Origin of the sequence: Acinetobacter legionensis (assembly GCF_048552295.1) — a bacterium.
In the GTDB taxonomy this organism is placed as follows: Bacteria; Pseudomonadota; Gammaproteobacteria; order Pseudomonadales; family Moraxellaceae; genus Acinetobacter.
On the sequence record NZ_JBIMCW010000009.1, the window covers coordinates 1 to 21811 of the forward strand.

The 21811-nt window shown below is 37.0% G+C and carries 16 protein-coding genes; 4 read left to right on the forward strand and 12 right to left on the reverse strand.

Going from position 1 to position 21811, the window contains the following annotated elements; genetic code table 11:
- Positions 1-347: 347 nt before the first annotated feature.
- The 4 genes from ACG916_RS08760 to ACG916_RS08775 are packed head-to-tail and all read right to left on the reverse strand — an operon-like array spanning position 348 to position 4113.
- Positions 348-1379: an alpha/beta hydrolase gene (locus ACG916_RS08760; protein ID WP_336954177.1), complete on the reverse strand. Its 1032-nt coding sequence runs from the start codon at positions 1377-1379 to the stop codon at positions 348-350.
- On the reverse strand, positions 1379-2527 hold the full coding sequence (locus ACG916_RS08765) for a YdcF family protein (RefSeq protein ID WP_336954179.1): 1149 nt from the start codon (positions 2525-2527) through the stop codon (positions 1379-1381). The genes ACG916_RS08760 and ACG916_RS08765 overlap by 1 nt, the downstream gene beginning before the upstream one ends.
- 13 nt (positions 2528-2540) lie before the next feature.
- Positions 2541-3569 carry a UDP-N-acetylmuramate dehydrogenase gene (gene murB, locus ACG916_RS08770; protein WP_336954181.1) on the reverse strand — a complete coding sequence of 343 codons (1029 nt, stop codon included), beginning with the start codon at positions 3567-3569 and terminating at the stop codon, positions 2541-2543.
- Between the two features lie 40 nt (positions 3570-3609).
- Positions 3610-4113 (reverse strand): low molecular weight protein-tyrosine-phosphatase, encoded by a 504-nt coding sequence (locus tag ACG916_RS08775; protein WP_336954182.1) that lies wholly within the window; start codon positions 4111-4113, stop codon positions 3610-3612.
- Between the two features lie 120 nt (positions 4114-4233).
- Between ACG916_RS08775 and ACG916_RS08780 the strand changes: the two genes are divergently transcribed.
- From ACG916_RS08780 to ACG916_RS08790, 3 genes are all read left to right on the forward strand, one after another.
- Positions 4234-5388 carry an iron-containing alcohol dehydrogenase gene (locus ACG916_RS08780; protein WP_419327816.1) on the forward strand — a complete coding sequence of 385 codons (1155 nt, stop codon included), beginning with the start codon at positions 4234-4236 and terminating at the stop codon, positions 5386-5388.
- Positions 5389-5870: 482 nt separating this feature from the next.
- Complete coding sequence (locus tag ACG916_RS08785; RefSeq protein ID WP_336954185.1) at positions 5871-6674, forward strand: OmpW/AlkL family protein; 804 nt, start codon at positions 5871-5873, stop codon at positions 6672-6674.
- A 227-nt stretch (positions 6675-6901) separates the two neighbouring features.
- A complete protein-coding gene (locus tag ACG916_RS08790; RefSeq protein ID WP_336954186.1) occupies positions 6902-7333 on the forward strand; it encodes an acyl-CoA thioesterase in 432 nt (143 codons plus the stop codon).
- A 365-nt stretch (positions 7334-7698) separates the two neighbouring features.
- On the opposite strand, the gene ACG916_RS08795 is transcribed toward ACG916_RS08790, so the two are convergent.
- From ACG916_RS08795 to ACG916_RS08815, 5 genes are all read right to left on the reverse strand, one after another.
- Entirely contained in the window at positions 7699-8418 is a 720-nt protein-coding gene (locus ACG916_RS08795; RefSeq protein ID WP_419330376.1) for an MgtC/SapB family protein, read from the reverse strand.
- A gap of 12 nt (positions 8419-8430) precedes the next feature.
- On the reverse strand, positions 8431-11178 hold the full coding sequence (gene mgtA, locus ACG916_RS08800; protein WP_419330378.1) for a magnesium-translocating P-type ATPase: 2748 nt from the start codon (positions 11176-11178) through the stop codon (positions 8431-8433).
- 34 nt (positions 11179-11212) lie between these two features.
- Positions 11213-11950: a PA4824 family protein gene (locus ACG916_RS08805; protein ID WP_419327814.1), complete on the reverse strand. Its 738-nt coding sequence runs from the start codon at positions 11948-11950 to the stop codon at positions 11213-11215.
- 515 nt (positions 11951-12465) lie between these two features.
- On the reverse strand, positions 12466-14700 hold the full coding sequence (gene dnaX, locus ACG916_RS08810; protein WP_419327813.1) for a DNA polymerase III subunit gamma/tau: 2235 nt from the start codon (positions 14698-14700) through the stop codon (positions 12466-12468).
- A 711-nt stretch (positions 14701-15411) separates the two neighbouring features.
- Complete coding sequence (locus ACG916_RS08815) at positions 15412-16899, reverse strand: MFS transporter (RefSeq protein ID WP_419330379.1); 1488 nt, start codon at positions 16897-16899, stop codon at positions 15412-15414.
- A 114-nt stretch (positions 16900-17013) separates the two neighbouring features.
- On the opposite strand from ACG916_RS08815, the gene ACG916_RS08820 reads away from it, so the two are divergent.
- Positions 17014-17601: a TetR family transcriptional regulator gene (locus ACG916_RS08820; protein ID WP_419327811.1), complete on the forward strand. Its 588-nt coding sequence runs from the start codon at positions 17014-17016 to the stop codon at positions 17599-17601.
- Positions 17602-17717: 116 nt separating this feature from the next.
- Here ACG916_RS08820 and ACG916_RS08825 read toward each other — a convergent pair whose 3' ends face one another.
- The 3 genes from ACG916_RS08825 to ACG916_RS08835 form a co-directional block, all read right to left on the reverse strand.
- Positions 17718-18983 carry a serine hydrolase domain-containing protein gene (locus ACG916_RS08825; RefSeq protein ID WP_419327810.1) on the reverse strand — a complete coding sequence of 422 codons (1266 nt, stop codon included), beginning with the start codon at positions 18981-18983 and terminating at the stop codon, positions 17718-17720.
- 80 nt (positions 18984-19063) lie between these two features.
- The gene (locus ACG916_RS08830; protein ID WP_419327809.1) at positions 19064-19918 is read right to left on the reverse strand and encodes a MaoC family dehydratase; all 855 of its coding nucleotides are present in this window, start codon (positions 19916-19918) and stop codon (positions 19064-19066) included.
- A gap of 191 nt (positions 19919-20109) precedes the next feature.
- Positions 20110-21501 (reverse strand): 3-oxoacyl-ACP reductase, encoded by a 1392-nt coding sequence (locus ACG916_RS08835; protein WP_419327808.1) that lies wholly within the window; start codon positions 21499-21501, stop codon positions 20110-20112.
- Positions 21502-21811: the final 310 nt, after the last annotated feature.

The window sequence follows — 21811 nt, forward strand, 5'->3', positions numbered from 1 at the left end:
AACTTCGAGTAATTTAAACCAATCAATCAATGATAATATTTCGATCAATCAATCAGTAAAAATCCACACAAGTTGTTCTTCATATTCTCTTAATGATTAATTTACCACTTCGTCAGTGATAAATAAGACGCAATAAACATTTAACAACTTAACCCTCTAAGCTAAGTTCGTTTGCTGTATCGCGTCGGGATGCTGCGTATTCTATACAGATTTTAAACCAGCGCAAGCCCTATTTTCAACAAAATGCATTGTGTGATTGTTTTTTAATCTAAATACTCAAAAAACCGCATAATTCACTCATTTTTTAAGCAATTTGAGAAATTCAGCTTAAAAATAAGCTAAATCGATCATTCAAAATAGTCACCAGAAGATTGTGCATGTAGAAACGCAGGAATTAATCCCGTTAATGCTGCACGTATATCTGCCCGCTCATTAATCAATTGATGCGATCCTTCTTCAAGAATCAATAGGGTCTGTAATCTAAATTGTCGACGTACAAAATCAATATTATATTTCCAGTCTACAGTTTGATCTTGTGCGCCTTGGGCCAACCAAACTGGAATGCGGCACTTTGGAAAAGCTTCCATTTCTAACATCCACTTAGACATTGCCAAAATCCAATCCATTCCCATCATTCTGGGCTGTAAAGGATCTTTAAGGCGTACAAATCTTAAAAACTCAGGATTATGATTATTTCTTTTAAAATGACGAGGGACTTCTCTTTTAATTCTTCGAATAATTCCTAAACCAATAGAATTATGCCACCACGCTGTTTTTGCCGGTCGTACTAATGGTGAAAGCAGTAATACCCGATCCACAATTGGATTCTCACGTTTTTGTGCATACTCAAGTAAATGATGCATCCAAATTGCACCACCTGTACTTTGCCCCACTCCCAACCATGGCTTCGGAAGCTGCTCTGCATTTTTTACATATTGATAGACCGCATGTAACACTTGTTGGTAATGATCAAAATTTTGAATATTTGCAGGAGAACCATTACTCAGCCCATGCCCAGGCAAATCATAAGTAATCACACTAAACCCTTGTTCAAGTATTTCTTTCACAATCGGCTGATAAATACCACTATGTTCTAAATAACCGTGCAATAAACACACAGTGCCCTTTATTTTATCTATATTAGGTTTGAATACTTGCACATGTAATTTAAACAATGGCATATCAATAAAACCTTGCCATTGCAAACAGTCCAGTTGATCAAAACCATAAAGACGTTGATAGGATTTTATTTCTTTATTTGGAATATATTCACGATTTAAGTTTAAGGCTTCTAATAGTTGTGGTGTTGTATCTCGACTTGGTATAGGTAAATCGAGTTGCTTTAGAATTGTTGGATTTAAAAATGGAATATCTGCCATTAAGGCACCTCTCTACAGCCACTCGAACCAAACAACATATCTCGGATTGTTGCTAAAGTTTCATAATTGGCTCTACGACTATGATCATAATTTTGTTTGCTAGGCTGCCATGCTGTTAATTGAGTTGGCATAGGTGCATTGACAGGAATTGTTTCTATACCATTTAATGCAAATAACCGACGTGTTCTAGGCATATGGTAACGATCGGTAATTAGTAATACTGTGGGTGCACCACCTTTCTTTTGTAAAAGTAATGAGCTGAAACGTGTATTTTCACATGTGTTCATACTCCTATTTTCTAATAATTTTGCTTGAACACCACGGTCAGACAACCATTTTTGCATATAGGGCGCTTCTACACCGCTGAGTACAATAGGAAGCTTATTTTTTTCTTCTAAGGCCAAGGTTGTCTCAAGTCTTAGCTTAGTATAGTCATTAACAATAATATCTTTTTGATTTTTATCTAAAGTTAAACCACCACCCAAGACTACAATTGCATAAGGCTGACTGATGGGCTTCGGTTGTTCACTGGTTTTGGTTGGCAAACTCTCAAGATCTTCTTGTACCTGCGAACTGGACAATTCATTTGCCAATGTGTGTGAGTTTTCTTGAAGTAATTTTTCATCAATTTTATGTTTTTTTAAGAATGTTAAATATTCATCCATTAGTGCTTTATTGTCTTCACTATTTAAATCCAATAAGTTTTTAACAACATCACTCGACTGATTTTCAACAACATCTGATGCAGCACGTTCAGAAACTAAAGGAATTACGGGTTTATTTTGTTGTAGTTCTTCATTTTTTTGCTCTTTAGCAATTTTTTCTTGTAAGGCTTTATATCGTAACTGAAGTAAGATTAAATCCTGTGCATTTTTACTCTTAATCGCTTCATCCATCAGCTTAAGATAGGCTTGTCGAGCAATCCATAAATCAGAACCAGGTTCTAAGTTTTCAGCCTCCGAAAGCGCAGCATTTTGTTGGCTCTTTGCTGCCACCCGATTCACTTCAACGGGAACAATACTATTTAGGATTTTAACCATCATTGTCGAATAAAATGGCGTATACCAAAAAACGACCAAACAGCCGAACAATACAAATAATATGGCAATTATTCGTAGAAATCTGACCATCCAATGCGGTTTGACCATATATTTACTCAATCTAATGGTTTTCGATTAACCCTAATTCATCATAAAGCACAGGTTCAGGTTCTAAGTGCACACCAAACTTCTCAAAAACATCTTTTTGTACTGCCTGATACGTTGCGCGTACATCTTTCAGTGTTGCATCGGCATAATTCACCAATACCAAAGCTTGTTTATGAAACATTCCTACCTGATTAAGCTGTTTACCTTTCCAGCCTGATTGATCAATCAACCAACCCGCTGCAATTTTAACTTGATTCCCTGTTTGAGGATAATGTGGAATATTAGGGAATTTTGCAATTAATTGTGAAAACTCTTGTTGCTTAATAATTGGATTTTTAAAGAAACTTCCCACGTTTGGGTATTCATTCGGGTTCGGGAGCTTACTTTGACGAATCTGAATCACTTGCTTTTGTAAGTTTTCAGCACTCATATCTCCCATCATCGCATTTTTTAAATCTCCATAATTTACTTTTAAATCAGCATGTTTAAGTAATTTAAAAATTACATGGGTAATGACATAACGATCTGGATTATCTTTAAAAATACTGTGTCGATAAGAAAACTGGCAATCTCGTGCTTGAATTGAAAGAGTTTGTGCTGATAGACGATCATAGACTTCCACAGATTGAATAAATTCACCGACTTCCACACCATACGCGCCAATATTTTGCACAGGCGATGCGCCGACTAAACCAGGAATTAAAGCCAGGTTTTGTAAACCATAAAGCTGTTGTGTGGTCGTCCACAACACAAAATCATGCCAAACTTTCCCAGCACCCACCTTGATTGTTTTGCTTCTTGCATCTTCGCTTAAAAATTCAACACCTTGTATATCTATAGCAACAACAAGCGCATGGATATGTTCAGGCAACATTATATTACTACCACCTGAAAGCAGTAAAACGTTTAAATCATGTGCTTTAGAAAACTGTAATGCTTGCTGAAGATCTACAATAGATTGTATTTTGACATAATGTGATGCAATCGAGCTCAAACTCAATGTATTGAAAGGTTTGAGTTGAACCTGTGATTCAATATTCATAACTTAAATTTATTTCCTAAAAATATTTCAATCACGTGCATTAAAACTGTTGTTGAAACACATGTACCCAAGCCGAACTACTTGATTCACACTGATCAAGTACACGTTCAAATCCATCAGCTTCACCATAATAAGGATCTGGAAGCGCCTGTTGTGGATAAATACAATCGTGCTCACTCATTAAAGCAATTTTAGCTTTAATTTGAGCAAGACCAAATTGGCTACTGGCTTGGTTATACAAATGCTGTATATCCGCAAGATTTTCATGATCCATGGCAAGAATCAAATCAAACTCTAAAAAGTCTTGTATTTTTAATTGTCTAGCACGTAAGCTAGAAAGATCATAGCCTCTTTTTATTGCATGTTTTTGACTACGACTATCGGGTGATTTATTTGGATGATAATTGCTCGTTCCAGCTGAATCCACAATTACATTTAATCGTTTTTCATCACAATAGTGTCGTAAAACCACCTCTGCTGTGGGTGAGCGACAAATATTTCCTAAGCACACACATAAAACTTTGTATGGCATTTTGGATGACATAACAACCTCAAATGATCATTTCTTTTATAAAGTCTTATGTTAAGTTATTTAGCAGGCGAATCCTATAGAACCTTAAAACAATAATGTTTAATTTGTGATGATAGATTAAGGATAATACATATGAGTCATTTTCAATTCCAAACTGTAGCCAATATTATTTCAGGTTTAGGATCAATCCAAGAACTCAGTACAGTATTAGGCAATCAATACCACAAAGCATTAATTGTGACAGATGCAGGCATGATTCAACACGCATTGCATTTGCCGCTATTAAAAATTTTAGCGCAATGCAATTTAACCTATGAAATTTATGCCGATGTACAGGCAGATCCAGCAGAGCAAATTGTTTTATCGGCAGTTAAATTCGCCAAAGACAATCAAGTAGATGTGGTTATTGGCTTCGGTGGTGGTAGCTCTATGGATGTTGCCAAACTCATTGCGATATTGGCAAATCCAAAGCAATCACAAAGTATTCAGGAAATCTATGGGGTTAATAATGTCAAAGGCCCTCGCCTTCCTTTAATTCTTATTCCAACCACAGCAGGCACAGGCTCTGAAGTAACGCCCATTTCTATTGTCACGACAGGTGAAACAACCAAAACTGGAATTGTTTCTCCAATTTTATATGCAGATGTCGCAATTTTAGATGCAACCTTTACCTCAGGCTTACCTGCACATATCACAGCAGCAACAGGTATCGATGCTATGGTGCATGCAATTGAAGCCTATACTTCTAAAATTAAAAAGAATTTTTATGCAGACATGCTTGCTAAACAAGCACTTAAACTTTTAAATAAAAATTTAAAATTAGTATTAACTGATGGTACAAATTTAGAAGCTCGTCAGAATATGTTACTTGGCTCTATGCTTGCAGGACAAGCTTTTGCCAATGCTCCAGTAGGTGCTGTTCACGCTTTAGCTTATCCGTTGGGCGGTCATTTTCATTTATCACATGGACATACCAATGCTTTAGTTTTATTGGAAATTTTAAAATTCAATGCGCCTGAAGCAAAAATACATTACGCAGAATTAATGCAATGGATTGATCCATATAGTAAAGGTAGCACAGACGGCTTGTGTGATTTATTTATTGATCATATGCAGAGACATTTGGATCACAGTGGGTTGGCTTTGAAGTTACGAGATTTAAATGTACAAGAACACCAACTCGACAGATTGGCATCCGATGCAATGCTTCAGACACGTCTTTTACAAAATAATCCAAGACCGCTAAGCCACTTAGATGCGTTAAAAATTTATCAAACGATTTATTAAAAGTTATCAGTATTCATTTACGAAGTCATACATTAAATAAATTTCTAAATAAAACATTGAGATAAGTTAGTATATTTCATCTTCGTGTTTTATTTTCAAATATCTTCTATATAACTTATACAAACATAAACCATAGTATGCACATAGGGTATATCTCATCAATTTGACTACATTTCAACTCAAAATGTAACCACGCAAAAACTACTTTAAAGTTGAAGTTGATTATTCTTAATATGTGAAAAATCAACGTGACTTATAATGTTTGTTATATTTTTTAATCAATTAAACTTAAAGTTTTTTTAATGAAAAAATTTAAAATTCATTAATTTTCAAAAAAATACTCTATTAGATGACTATTTTTATGACTGCCTAGTAATGAGTTTTTATTTAATTTTTATTTAATTTTTAAAATAATTACTCTAAAATCGCGCCGGATCTTAATCGGAAAATTAAGACAACTGATAGTATTGGAAAATCATTTTATGAAAAAACTTACATTAGCGATTCTGCCATTAGCAGCATTTGGATTAAGCAACGTTACTCACGCAGCAACTTCAGATGGTAAGACTTTTGGTGTTTCTGCTGGTTGGTTGCATGTTATGCCTCAAAGTAAAGGACAAGGCGTCAATGGTAAAACTGGTAATAGTCCTTTCTTAGGACCTCTGGCAAATATACAAGCTAATAACCCTGATGCAGGTTTTGAAGTACAAAATGCAGATACTGCAGGCTTGATGCTTGATTATTTTGTCAATGATAACGTTTCACTTGAATTAACTTTAGGTGCTCCTCCTGAAATGGAACTTGCTGGTCAAGGTAGCATTAAAGTTCATGGCCTAACTGTAGTTGATTTGAATAAATTTGATAAAGCTGCAACAACAGATGCTTATACACCAACGCTTTCAGCTCGTTATCACTTTGGTTCAATCAATAACAAGATCCGCCCTTATGTGGGTGCTGGCTTGATGTATGCTCATTTCTCAAATGTTGAGACTGATCCAGCAATCAATGATGCATTAAAAGCTTCACCTATCGGCGCGTTTAGACCTGAACTAGGTAAAGTTAAAGTTGATGATGCGTTTGCTCCTGTTGCAATTCTAGGTGCAGATTTCAATATCAATAAAAATTGGTATGCAACTGCTTCTGTTTCATATGCGCATCTGACAACAAAAGCAAAATTAAATGTAAATGGTACAACGTTAGGCGGACCAACAACTTTAATTTCAGGCCAAAGCAGCATTGAAATTAAACCAATCGTGACTTATTTAGGTCTTGGTTATCGTTTCTAATCAATTTGAACTGAATCAGTTGTAAATTTGAAAAGCTCATTAAGTTATACTTAATGAGCTTTTTTATTGCCCAAACTTGATCGTGAATGTTTTAACCAAAACACTTGTAAAAAAATGCAAAATTCATCTATAAAGTTACTTGTTTATAAAACCATATAAAGAATTGACTTCGTGATTGACAGCGAAAATATTCTAAATATTTAATCTATAGAAATGAATCAATCAAAATGAAACCAGAAATAAAATTACGCAGCCAATATCCCTTTATCTTACCCATCCAAACACGTTGGGCGGACAATGATATTTATGGACATGTCAATAATGTGACCTATTATAGCTATTTTGATACTGCTGCAAATGCGCTATTGATCCACAAAGCAGACTTTGACATACATCATTCACCCATCATTGGTTTGGTGGTAAATTCTTCTTGCCATTTTCTAGAAGAACTCACCTACCCTGAAATTATTGAAGTTGGTGTAGCGATTACAAAAATTGGAAATACATCACTTAGTTATGATCTGGCAATTTTCAAACAAGGTAAAAATGATGCTTCAGCACAAGGTCACTTTATCCATGTTTTTGTAGAACGTGAAACAAAAAAAAGCACCCCGATTCCACAAAAAATGCGAGATTCTTTGCAAAACTATATAATCTGAGTTCAATATAGGTTCTTGATTAAATATGCTACTCAGAAACGTCATCCGTAATAGTCTGAGGCAGGACTTCATTCATAAAGTCTTCTTTCTACGATTTATTGAATGTGTAGCTGGTTGTCGACGATTTTTGCGGTGAGGAGCAAGACTTTGCAAGATGCTTGTCCATGCGAAGCTTAGCTCCTCCCTCCGAAAAAAAGTAGGGCATGCCGCAGGCTGACCCTGAAATTGAATGAAAGCTCAGTAAGACACTGTCAAGATCATTGTTCTCAATCAGTTAAAGATAAGTCGAGTTCACTTTATATCATTTAAGACAAAATTAATTCTTAAAAAACTCATCCCCAACATCCTCAAAATAAACTATCATTTCAAGCGAGCGTATTTTGATCCCAAAAAGCCTGACTCACTTCTGACATTTGATTTAACATTTCAATAATGGGCTGAATTTCTTTTTCCTCAACGGAATTCGCAATCAAAATCGCTTTAATTTCCACATCTTGCTCACCAAAAGGTTCTACATCAAAATCTTTGGCTGGAAAATGATAACGCTTTAAAGCTTTATTCAGCTCATCCATAACATATTTACTGTGCTCTTTTTGACAAACCACATAAATTTCATGTTGCATTTCCGAATCAACATTTAAAGGCTTACGGTCGATAATGTGCCCAATAGGACGCAATAAAGTATTGGCTGCCAAAATAAATATCGTCGCCAATATTGCTTCCACCAAACGGTCACAGCCTGCCGCAGCACCGACGGCAGCAGAACACCATAAGGTTGCAGCAGTGTTAAGTCCTTGAATATTCCCTTCTTGACGCATAATTACCCCTGCGCCAAGAAATCCAATGCCAGAAACCACATAAGCAATCACACGTACCGAGCCATCAGCACCTGTTAAGTTATTGGCAATATCAACAAATATAGCAGCGCCAAGTGCAACCAACACATTGGTTCTTAAACCTGCAGTACGTTGTCTATACTGTCGCTCAAACCCGATCAATCCTCCTAAAATAAAAGCGCCAAGTAAACTAATCAAAGAATCTAACATATTCGCTAATTCTAGATGTTGCATGAATTGGAGTTGCATTGGTGTTCTCCATTACCAACCGTAACGACGGATGTAAATTTTTTTCATCAGTTGGACAACCAGTATGTAACCAAGCAAGATTAATGGTAAAAATAAGAAATAACTTAATGGTAAAGCTTGTAGTTTTAAATACTCAGCAAAAGGCCCCATTGGTAAGAAAATACCAACAGCCACAATGACCAAGGTCATGACCAGCAAAGGCATCGCTGCACGACTTTGAATAAAGGGTATTTTTTCCGTACGAATCATATGTACAATTAACGTTTGTGTCAGTAGCCCGACCACAAACCAGCCTGATTGAAACAAGGTTTGCTGTTCTGGCGAATTTGCATGAAATACAAACCACATGAGTGCAAAAGTCAAAATATCAAAAATCGAACTAAGCGGTCCAAAGAAAATCATGAAACGCCCAATTTCATTTGGTTTCCAGCTTTGCGGTTTCTCGATCAACTCATCATCAACATTGTCAAATGGAATGGCGATTTGTGATACATCATAAAGTAAGTTCTGTATAAGCAAATGAATTGGTAGCATCGGTAAAAACGGAATAAAAGCACTCGCTACTAATACCGAAAAAACATTACCAAAATTTGAACTTGCCGTCATTTTGATATATTTCAACATATTGGCAAATGTACGTCGTCCCTCTAGCACGCCTTCTTCAAGCACCATTAAACTTTTTTCAAGTAAAATTAAATCTGCTGACTCTTTGGCAATATCCACTGCTGTATCCACCGAAATTCCAATATCAGCACTGCGTATAGCCGCCGCGTCATTGATACCATCTCCTAAGAATCCAACCACATGTCCATTCTCTTTCAGCTGCATCACAATACGTTCTTTGTGAACTGGGCTTAATTTGGCAAATACTTGAGTATATTCAACTGCAAATTTTAGTTCTTCGTCAGTCATATTCTCAACATGCCCACCTAAAAGTACATGTTCACAATCCAACCCAAGTTCTTCGCAGACTTTTTGAGTAACAAACTCATTATCACCTGTAAGCACTTTGACATTGACGCCATGGGCTGCCAATTGAGCTAGAGCAGGTGCAGCAGATTTTTTAGGAGGATCCAAGAAAGTAAGATATCCAGTTAAAATCAAATTATTTTCATCTGCGACAGAAAAGTGATCTGATCTACCATTAAAATCTCGATATGCGATGGCAATAACACGTAGACCTTCAAGATTAAATTGGCGTATTTTTTCTTGAATAGCTTCAAGATACTCTGGCGTTAATAGCTCAATCTTGTCGTTTATCTCTACATGCGAACAGACTTTCAACATTTCCTCTGCCGCACCTTTAGTGATAATGCGTGCATTCCCTTGTAAGGTGCGGACCACTACTGACATACGTCGACGCACAAAATCAAATGGTACTTCATCCAGCTTCTTAAATTTAAAATTTAGATCTTGCAAGTCTTGTGCAGCATGGTCCAAGATTGCAGCATCCAGTAAATTTTTCAGCCCTCTTTGGTAATAGCTATTTAAGTACGCCTGTACCAGTACACGTTGTGATGACTTGCCATTTACATCGACATGTTGTGATAAACAAATTTTATCCTCAGTCAATGTACCTGTTTTATCTGTACATAAAACATCCATTGCACCGAAATTTTGAATCGCATCTAAACGTTTAACGATAACTTTTTTACGAGATAAGAATACTGCACCTTTGGCCAATGTTGAGGTCACGATCATCGGTAACATTTCAGGTGTTAAACCCACAGCAACAGATAAAGCAAACAGCAATGCTTCACCCCAATCACCTTTGGTAAACCCATTGATAAATAATACAATTGGCGCCATGATCAACATAAATCGAATCAATAACCAACTGACTTTATTTACGCCCATTTGAAATGAGGTCGTTGCACGATCTGCATGTGATACTCGGTGTGCCAATGCCCCAAAATAGGTTTGTGTGCCAGTATTTACCACCACCGCTTTTGCAGAACCCGACACAATATTAGTTCCCATAAAAACAATATTTTCCAGTTCCAATGCATTTTGCAGAGTGTGATCTTTTTGATCAGCAAACTTTTCTACAGGAATAGATTCACCCGTCATCGACGCTTGCGAAACAAAGAGATCTTTTGCAAAGATAATTCGACAATCTGCTGGGATCATATCACCAGCAGACAATAAAATAATGTCGCCAGGGACCAAATCTTGGATGGTAAGTTCAATCTGTTGAGATCCTTGATCTAAGTCATTTTGCATGGTTTCAAAATCTGGATCATCCCAATCTACTTGACGAATCACGGTAGCTGTATTACTCACCATGGCTTTTAATGCAGCGGCCGCTTTATTTGACTTAAACTCTTGCCAATAGCGCAACACAGTAGAAAGTACAACCATGGATGTAATAATGATTGTGCCTTCTATATCGTCAGTAAAGAAAGCCACCAGAGCCAAAATTGTAAGTAAAATATTAAATGGATTGCGATAGGCATACCAAAGATGCTTCCACCATGGCAGTGGTTTTTCATGCGCAAGCTCATTTAATCCAAATTGTTCTTGTCGTTGTTCAACCTGTTTTGCTGACAGACCATGCTCTGTTGTATTTAAATGATTGAGCAATTGGTCTGAAAGTTCATAGGAAGCATTGATCAAACTTTGTGAAATTTTTTTACTAATTTCACTGGCATAACTTGCTTGATGTAATTCTTTAAATGAACGATGACGTTCAAATAAATGTTGAATATGATATTTTTTGATGAAATTAGAAAATAAACGTTGCCATAGATTATGAAGCATAGTGTTCTCCTTTTTTGGCAATAAAGATTTCTTCCTATTGAACAGGAATTGAATTAGATGATTTTTTTATGAGCTTAAAATTGGTGAGCAACTCAGCTCCCAGCCCAAACCAGCGATCATGATGGTGGTCAAATCGATCTGCATAAGCCACTTGGACCCTGACAAAATCTTGAATCAACTCATAACCAAATGCGGTTTGAAAAAATACAGACTGATGATCTTGATTAAAGATTTCTGCACTGAGAGAGGTTTTAGCAGTGATCCAATAATTGCTTGAAATTGCAGCTAAAACATACTGAGTATTACCCTGATGTTCATAGGAGATATTGCCATTTAAAAATAAACGATCATCCAGTAATAAATACGTTACGGGCAGATTCACTTTCCAACTGGAGTGGTTATCACCATACATATTTCGGCTTATTGTTAGGGATACAGCCGCGCCCCAACTATTCGATTCCACCGCTTTCAAATTCCGTTTGAATTGAGCTGATATCACATCATGACGATTCTTATTTTGAAGATGATCATCCAATTGAAAGCTTAATTCCAAATTTTTGGCAATACCGCATATTGGAGAAAAACTGGAGTTAACCTCCTGATGTTTATAAAAGTTTATATTACTTTCAAAATGACAGGTATATAGATCAGCAACAGTTGCATCATCTGTGATTAATACAGGATCTGCATATGCTGATTTATGAATAATAAGTAATAAAAAACAGCCTGTAATCAGTGCTGTTTCTATCATACAAAGTTGATTGATTACCATCCGTAATCCTCATTGCTGAGGCGGTATGAATCTAAGTGCGCACAAAAACAAGCCAAAATTGAACTAATTAAAGTCAAAATTGAGCTGCTTCACGTCAAAATGGGGATGTAGTTTAAAATCAGATTATAACTGTCTCATTGCAAGACAGCTTTCCTAAAGGCAGTGCTCTCTTGCTCAGATACGAATAATGGCTGTATATAAACTACAGCGCCTCGATGAACAATTTGCCACTTAGGGTCTCCGCTAATTAAAGTTGCCGCAATTATAACCATAAAAATATTTAAAACAAGTGATTTTCAGCATAACAACGTCTATAAATGCCAGATTGATCATCATAATTTGAATTAAAATTCTTATATAAATTGAGAACCTGATGAGATTTTAAAATGATTTATCTTGGCACAGGCAGAAAGGAATTGTGAATATTCCTTAAATTTCGGCAAATAAAAACATGCCCAATTCCAGTGAAATTGAGCTTATTTAAAATGATATTTAATCTAAATGATTTTTAAAATTTAAGCTTTGAGCTGAATATTTTCCAACTTCCCATCCAATGCTTCAATTAAACTTTTGACCAAAGGTTCTTTTTCAAGCATTTCATTCGCACGATCATAAGCTCGAAGCTTACGCTCGTTTTGCATCATATAGGGTGTGGTCGACTCAACTTCACCGTATTGCACTGTAAATAAAGTATTCGGCCACTGCTGTTTTAATTTTGCCTCAAGATCATGTTGTGCTTGGTTCAGTAATTTTTCATATTTTTGTGAAATTTGAAAAATAGATTGACCATTCACATCCCCTGTCATTAACCCATGCTGTGCAAGTTCTTGAACAGCTGGAGAAAGTGAGCTGTTTCTAAACCAATACTCCCATTTTTCAACTGTCCACTCACCTTCTAAGACCTGTAATTTTAAGGCAAGTATCTGTTGCGGCGTTTGTTGCTCACCAGAAGATCCTGGTTCTATTTCAGGGATAATATTAGAAACTTGAGCTGGAGTATCTGTTTGAGAATGAATAGGCTCAACTAAATCAATTTCAACATTTTGATCCTGATTCTCAGGTGCTAAAAAAAATACATCTTTATTTAAACTAGACTGAGACGTAGAATTTTTCGGTTGACTCAAATCAGCACCAAATAAAGTTAAACTTGGTTCAGCATTTTCTACTGCAATTTTCTCTTGAACAGTTGGCGACTGCGCTTCAATATTTTGATTATTATGAACAGTTGATTCAACTACAGCGCTTTGTTGTACTTCCTCAGCAAAGTCATCCAAGTTGTCATCACTACTCCGTTCATGATCAACGCTTTGCTGTTGAGTTTGCAGCTCTTCTATTTCGTCAAAAGCTGGATCTAAATCATTCACTACACGCTGCGAATTGATCTCAACCTGTGGTTGCTGTACTTCTGTTAATGGCGCGTAACTTTCTGGTCGCGGAATTACATTCAAAGCAGCATTTTGTTGTTCATTATTTTTTTCAACAGGTGCTTGCTGAGCCTGCTGTTGATGAGCTGGTTCTTGTTGAATCTGTGCTTGCTGAATTTGCGCTTCTTGAATAATCCCGGCTTGAACAGATGCTTGATGCGGTTGCTGTGACACAGCAACTTGAGCGATATTTTGATTGTTTTGTGGTTGTTCAGCTTGAGAGACTACAATTTCATTGATTTGCATCGGTCTAAATGCCAGTAAACGCAATACTGTCATTTCAAAGCCTTGCTCTTGTGTTACTGCAAGTTGTAGCTCCGCTCGACCTTTACAGGCAATTTGATAATAAAGCTGTAAATCTTGTGCAGAGACAATTTTTGATAACTGCATAATTTTTTGATTAATTTCAGCACTGTATTTTAGACTTAAATCAGGCAAATATTGCAACATCGCCAACTCATGCAAAGTTGAAATAAACTGATCTAAAACCAGTGAAACATCTAAAGCCTGTTGCCTAAATTGTAGCAATAACTGACTAACCTGTGCATTTTGATTTTGATGAATTGCCAAGATCAAATCATAAATGATGGTTCTATCAATCAAACCTAGCATTTCTTTGACATCTTGATGATGAATTGCGCCTTGACCATAAGCAATTGCTTGGTCAGTTAAAGACAATGCATCACGTAACGAACCTTGGGCAGATTCAGCAATTTGCCAAATCGCATCTTGCTCTGATGCAATTTCTTCTTTATTTAAAATGTCTGTAAGGTGATGGGTAATTTCATCTACAGCCAATGGACGTAAAGTAAATTGCAAGCAACGTGAAATCACCGTAATTGGTAATTTTTGTGGATCTGTGGTCGCAAATAAAAATTTTACATGTTCAGGCGGTTCTTCTAATGTTTTCAATAACGCATTAAAGGAATGCGTCGACAGCATATGTACCTCATCGATCAAATATACCTTAAATCGACCTTGGGTCGGTGCATAAGGTACATTGTCGAGCAACTCACGTGTGTCTTCAACTTTTGTCCGTGAAGCAGCATCGATTTCAATCAGGTCAATAAAGCGCCCTTCATTTACCGCCTTACAAGTTGCGCAAACTTCACAAGGTGTAGAGGTTACCCCTGTTTCACAATTTAAACATTTCGCTAAAATTCGAGCAATCGTGGTTTTCCCCACCCCACGTGTTCCAGTAAATAAATAGGCATGGTGTAAACGTCCACGATCTAACGCACTGGTCAGTGCACGTGAAACGTGATTCTGTCCGACCAATTCATTAAAGTTACGTGGGCGATATTTACGTGCAAGTACCTGATACATGGAAGCTCCTAGTTACAGGTCTAAGGATACTGTTTTTTTACTGATTAGTGAATGAAGAACTGTAGAGTTATTTTTTATTAGAGATAATTCGATCAATTTCTTCTAATTTGACACTGTGCTCTACAATATAAAGTTTATCTATCGCTTAAATAGATTTAAAAACACACAATAGCTAATTTTACTTTAAAAAACACTGACGTGGCAGTGTTAAACAAATCACATTTTGGGCTGCTATAGTTTTTCAATCGCTTCTCCAAACTTTTATTTTACACCGTAAAACCTATAGTCAACCTGTCAAAAACTCAGATACAAGAATAGAATTTCTCTTAATCAATATTTTTAATTAAATCAATTATATGGAAAAATTTTTTGATTATAAAAAAGCCTGCAATGCCACACCTTACATTCAAGGTTTAAATAGCTTTGCGTAGGCTATGCCTCACTCTTGCGCTACAAACAAAGCAGTGCTTTATTTTTGCTCATATACCCCCGCCTAACGGCGACATCCCTGTCGCCCCACGGTAGGACAACCATCTATAATTCAAAAGTTTCAAAAATGAATTGATAAGCAATAAATAGTTTCTAAAAGTTCATACCAAAATAAAAGCTTCATTTCAGATCAATGGCTACATAAAAATCACTTGTATAAACAATTAGTTGCTTGACTACAAATATAAAAACAAGCGCATAATTTAAATCATGCGCAATATTCTAGACAGTAATCTGTTTCTTTGCAGGTAAAGCACGCCAAACAAATACAGATAAAACCAGAAACATCAGACCCGAAATGCCCAAGACTTTACTATGTGAATGAATAAACGCTTCAAAAGCTGCTTGTTTTACCTGTTGCATCAATGCAGGTTCTAACTGCTTGGTCAACAATAATGCCTCACCAATAGAAGAACTTGCTTGAGCTGCGATATTCAGCGGTAAATGCTCAGGCAAGACAATTGAATGCGCATAAAATATAGACAGCAACAGTCCAAAAATCGCAATCCCAAGACCTGCACCTAACTCATACGCCATGCCTTCAATTGCACCAGCAGCCGTTGCTTTTTGTGGAGGTACAGCAGACATAATAGCTGCCGTGGAAGATAATAACGCGATTTCAACACTGATTCCCATCAACACCATCCAAACCCAAGCTTGAATATAATCGATATCAAAATTGGTCATGGCCAAGCCAAAGAAACATAAGGCACACATCAGCATCCCAATAGTTGCAACAGGTCGTAAACCATAATGATTCATTAAAATACTGGTAAAAGGTCCTCCAATACTAATAGCGATCATAAAGGGCAAAATAAACAAACCTGCTTCCAATGGACTATATCCATACACAAACTGTAATTCTTGTGAAAGGAGTAGCTCAAAACCTACTAAAGCTATCATAGCCACCATTGCCATCACAATACTGGTTGAGATCACAGGATTCTTAAACAGACTAAAATCGATCATCGGTTGGGTTGTTTTTAATTGATGGCGGATAAATCCCACCAACAATCCCAATCCAAGCACAAAAATCAAAATCATCCCTAGGCTAAACGCATAGATAGAGGTCTTAATTGAATAAATCAGCATTAAGATTGCAGTGACCAAAGTGAGCGCTTGTAATAGATTTAAAGGTTGTTTGGTTTCTACCACTTGCTTTGGCACCAGCCATGTCGTCAATACCAAGACCAAAATAATAATTGGCACGTTAATCAGGAACACGGTTCCCCATGAAAAATGTTCCAGAATAAAACCACCCAACAGTGGACCAAAAGCGGCTCCACCACCACCGACAGTTCCCCAAATACCTAAAGCATAATTACGTTGTTTTTCATCTAAAAAGGTATTGCGAACACCTGCCAAGGTTGCAGGTAAAATCATGGCAGCACCTACACCAAGAAATGCTCTTGCCGCAATCAACATATAGGCTGAACTCGCAAAAGCAGCCATGAGAGAAGCCACACCAAAAATACCAGCACCAATCAGCATCAGACGTTTAAAGCCAATACGATCCCCCAATGCCCCCATGGGCAAAATCAAGCCTGCCATGATCAGTGAATAAATATCAATCACCCAGAGCATTTCATTACTGGATAGTGATAAAGCAGCACTCAATGTTGGGATGGCAACATGCAAAACCGTTGCATCAATTGAAACCGGTAAATAAATTAAAACGATGATTGCCAAAATCACCCAATTGCGGTACATAACACACCTAATTAAAGTTGGACGCTTGTTCAAGTTTCATCATTATAAGCAGACTTGAACAAACGTCCAACTTTGTTTAATATTTGTTTTGTAAATTTTGTTGTATTAAAAGTGATGAATTATTTAAACCGAGAACAGCGTCGTACTATGATTTTGGATGCAGCAAAGCGTGTTGCACTACAAGATGGATTGAATGGATTAACTGTGCGCCGTATTGCCGCAGAAGCACAAGTTTCAACAGGACAAGTACATCATCACTTTGAATCAAGTTCGCATTTAAAGGCAGAAGTTTTTATTGAATTGATGGATCAACTCAATGAAGTAGAAGATCAAATTAAAACCGATAGTAGTTTTGAGCGTTTATCTCTCTTGCTAGGCTTTGAAAATATTGAACTAACGCAACCCTATTTACGACTCTGGAATGAAGCTGAGATTTTAATCGATCAAGATCCTGAAATTAAAAAAGCTTATAATATTACGATGGAACAATGGCATGTTGCCTTGGTTACAGCGATTGAACATGGCATCGCCCAACAAGAATTTAAAATTGCTACAGCCAGCAGTAGCCAAGACATTGCTTGGCGGCTGATTGCTTTTGTTTGTGGTTTAGAAGGAATCTATCAACTTGGCTTAAAAGGTCTAGACCAACACTCGTTTAAACATCATGTCGAAACCATCTTAAAAATGGAGTTACTTGCCTAAGAAAATATAGATGGATCTACATGCCGCTGTATAAAGTCCTTATTTTTAATTCTTTTGCACTATAAGACTCAGCCATCTAACCTTCTATGAAATTTCAATCGCTTTGATCTTAATATTTAAAACCAGCCTTTACTTCCCTTAAGTAAACCATCAGCGCAACGTAATGTTTCTTGGGTCAGTCCCCAAAGACGATAATCGCCTGTGATTGAACCAATGGCAAAATTATGAGTATAGGCAAAACTAAGCCCTCGTTGCGGATCACACCACGCCCCAGAGCCATTATATCCAATATGTCCAAAGCCTTGCTTAGCACGTTTACCCATACTAATCACACGATGGTAGCCTAAACGCCATTTCATAGGAATTGGCATCACGCGATCTCGTTTAATCGATTGGATCTGACTTAACTCTGTAAATATTTCAGGGCGAATTAAAACTTTTCCTTCCCAAACCCCTTTATTTGCCATCATGGCATAAACTTTTGCAAGACTATTGGCGCTAAATACACCATTGGCCGCTGGAATAATCGCTTGAAGCCCTTGGTCACTAAAGAAACTAAAATCACGCATCCCTTTCGGTACCATAGCATCTAAAAAATCTTGCGGATTTTGTCCGGTTAATTCAACCAATTTATCTGAAAATGACGTTTTATGATGCTTCTTAGCTTTGCTCTTACTGGATTTTGTTTCTGTTTTTTGTACTGGCACTGCTTTTTGAATTAAACGCGCCACACGATTTAACTCAGATTCAGGCACACCAAAATAGGCACCATCAAGTTGTAGGGGTTCAACCAAATACTTCTGCATTAACTGTGTTAAAGATTGATGCGTTGCTTTCTCTAAAACACCACCCACCAACCAGCCAAATGTTAATGCCTGATATGCAATATCAGTTCCTACAGCAAAACGAGGTGTGGCCTGCTCCATGACCTTGAGCATATGCTGCCAATCTGCCATTTCAACTGCACCAGCAACAATATTGCGAATATCGTATAAGCCACTTTGATGGCTTAAAATATGACGCAGTGTCATTTTCTCTTTACCATTTTGAGCAAATTCAGGCCAAAAATTGACTATAGGCGTATCGTAGTCTAAGAAACCTTCACTCACTAAAATATGTGCGAGTGTGGCCAGTACACCTTTCCCTGTGGAATAACAAACCGACAAGGTTCGCTCATTCCATTGCTCAGTTTTTGATTTTTTACCCGTATATATATCGACAACTTTTTCATTTTGAAAATAAACAGTTAAAGCAGCACCACCATTTTCGCTACGACCATCCTGCAAACGACTAAATTGAACAGCGAGATCATGAAAACGCTCATCCACATAGCCCTGATAATTTTTCGTACTCGCAAAAATAATGTCCGTTAAACTGCTCATTGCCCTATCCTATTTTTTTAATCATAACTTTTTTAATTAAAAAAGCCTGAATCATCTCGACTCAGGCTTTATATTTTATCTTATAAAGCGTTAACCACACCAGAAACATGAGGTTTTTGTGATTTTTGATTACGAATCAAAAAGTCAGTTGTTGTACCATCTTGTACAGTTAAAAATTCTACTGTTGAAGGTAAATACATCGGCAATTTAAACAATACATCGACTTCATAAGCTTCTGGTAATTTAAGCCCAGCGAGAACGCGCGCCTTGCTCCACATCCCATGAGCAATCGCTTGTTTAAAACCAAATGCTTTTGCAGTTAATGCATGGATATGAATCAAGTTAAAGTCACCTGATGTCATAGCATAACGACGACCAGTATTTTCAGAAACTTCCCAAACCGCCTGAACTTGATAATTTGGTTCTTTTTTATCTTTTGGTTTTTCTGTAACTGAACCATCGGTTTTTTGACGTGCTAGATAGGTGGTTAATCCTTGCATGACCACGTCACCGCCAACTTTGGCTGTTGTGATGAAGTCGAACTGAACCCCTTTATCATGGGGCTTTAGCTCACCAAATTGACAAGATAAAGTCAGCTGTTCATTGACCCCAATTTTACGTGTTTGCTTAATTTGATTGCGAATATGCACCAAGCCTAAGATTGCAAAAGGAAATGCTTCAGAGGTCATCATATGCATTTGTAAACTTTGCGATAAAACAGCTAAATAAATCGCGGGAATATACCCATTATTTTTAAAGCCACACACTTCGTTATATGCTTTTAAATGATTTGGATCAATTTTGAATGAATCAACCACATATTCAACTTGCGGTAGAACTTTTTCACCTTTTGGCTTTTTAAAAATTAAACCCTGAATCACTTTTGGATAAGCTAAATATGGCTTAGGAAGTTGACTAAAATGGCGAGTATTCATACTGGACCTTTGAAAAATTAATTCTTATTCAACATTTAAAAAATCCAACATTTCAGTTGGAAATTAACGGATGATACAGCTTAAACATCCTGATTTCGTTCAAGAGAAAGCCAGCGAAAGCGTTATTTAAATACACAAATAATCTCTTCGCGGTAATCCCCTAAACGAAACAGGATTTCACTTATGCGTGATTATGCACCCAATAAGCTTTGACCACAAACACGCACAACATTACCATTTAATCCTGTAGATGCTGAAGATGCAAATAAAGCAATTGTTTCAGCAACATCAACAGGTAATCCACCTTGACTCATTGAGTTCATACGACGACCCGCTTCACGAATTGCAAATGGAATTGCCGCGGTCATTTGAGTTTCAATGAAACCTGGCGCTACAGCATTAATGGTAATACCATTTTTTAACACAGGCGCAGTAAATTTCACCAAGCCAATGACACCTGCTTTTGATGCCGCATAGTTGGTTTGACCTAAGTTACCAGCAATACCTGAAATTGAAGATACGCAAACGATACGACCATTTGCATTTAAACCATCATTTGACAATAAATAATCGTTAATACGTTCAGCAGCAGATAAGTTGATATTAATCACCAGATCCCACATCTCTGGCTTCATATTTGCCAAAGTTTTGTCACGTGTAATACCCGCATTATGTACGATGATATCTAAACCACCTTGTTGAGCTGCCGCAGCTTTGATTTTTTCACCAGCATCAGCAGCAGTGATATCAATTGCAAGTGTAGAACCACCGATTTCACTTGCAACACGGTCAAGGTCTGCTTGTTGTGGTGGCACATCCAAACAAATTACATGTGCACCATCACGTGCCAATACATGTGCAATCGCTTCACCAATACCACGGCTTGCACCTGTTACTAATGCAGTTTTGCCAGCAAGCGGTTTTGCCCAGTCAATATCAATCACATCACCTTTAGACACACGAATTACTTGGCCCGATACATATGCTGAACGAGGAGAAATTGCAAAACGTAAACTCGATTCTAAGTTTTGTGCAGCATCTGCATCAACCAGAATAAGATCTGCAGCAATTCCTTTCTTAAACTCTTTACCAACCGATTTAACAAATCCTTCTATTGCACGTTGTGCAATCGCTTGTTTAATCGTTGGTGCAGTTTCCGGTGTTAAACCAATAATAATTACACGACCTGATGTTGCAATTTGACGGGCAACAGGATTAAAAAACTTGTGTAGCTCATGTAATTGTTCTGAATTTTGGATACCTGATGCATCAAATACCACTGCTTTGAATTTTGATTCTTTATCACCTTCATTAAAAGCACCCACATTCAAACCAGATTTTGCAGCAGCTTGTTGTAACTCAGCATTATTCCCTGCATAAGTATTGGCATGAATATTACTAAGAACCTGCGCAACTTCACTAGTAAAATGACTATTTGGCGCTGCACCAAATAATACAGCACCTTTAACGACAGGAGTGGCTGACTCAAAGCGGTCTAGCTGGATTGGTGATGGTAAACCTAAATTTTTTATGACAAATTTACCAATTGGAGATTTAGCAAATGCTTGGTATTGGTCAGACATGTTTCTTATCTCTCATCAAATTAATTTTGTATGGGCTTAAGCTATCTTTTAACTTCAGTATAATCTCAGATATTTAGCTGTGTTGCGCTTTCTTAAATGCCTTGCGTTATTCTTCACGCAAGGCTTAGAGGAATCGTCAACAACGCTATCATCTCTATGACCCATAAGTTTCAGTTAAATCATACTTGAGTTGCCAAAATGATGACTTGACCTGAAAGAATATGCAAATGTCATTATAGTCAATTCGAGTCATAGCCAATTATGTTAATGTAAGCCCTAAGAATATTGCGAACATGCTTGGAAAAGCCTT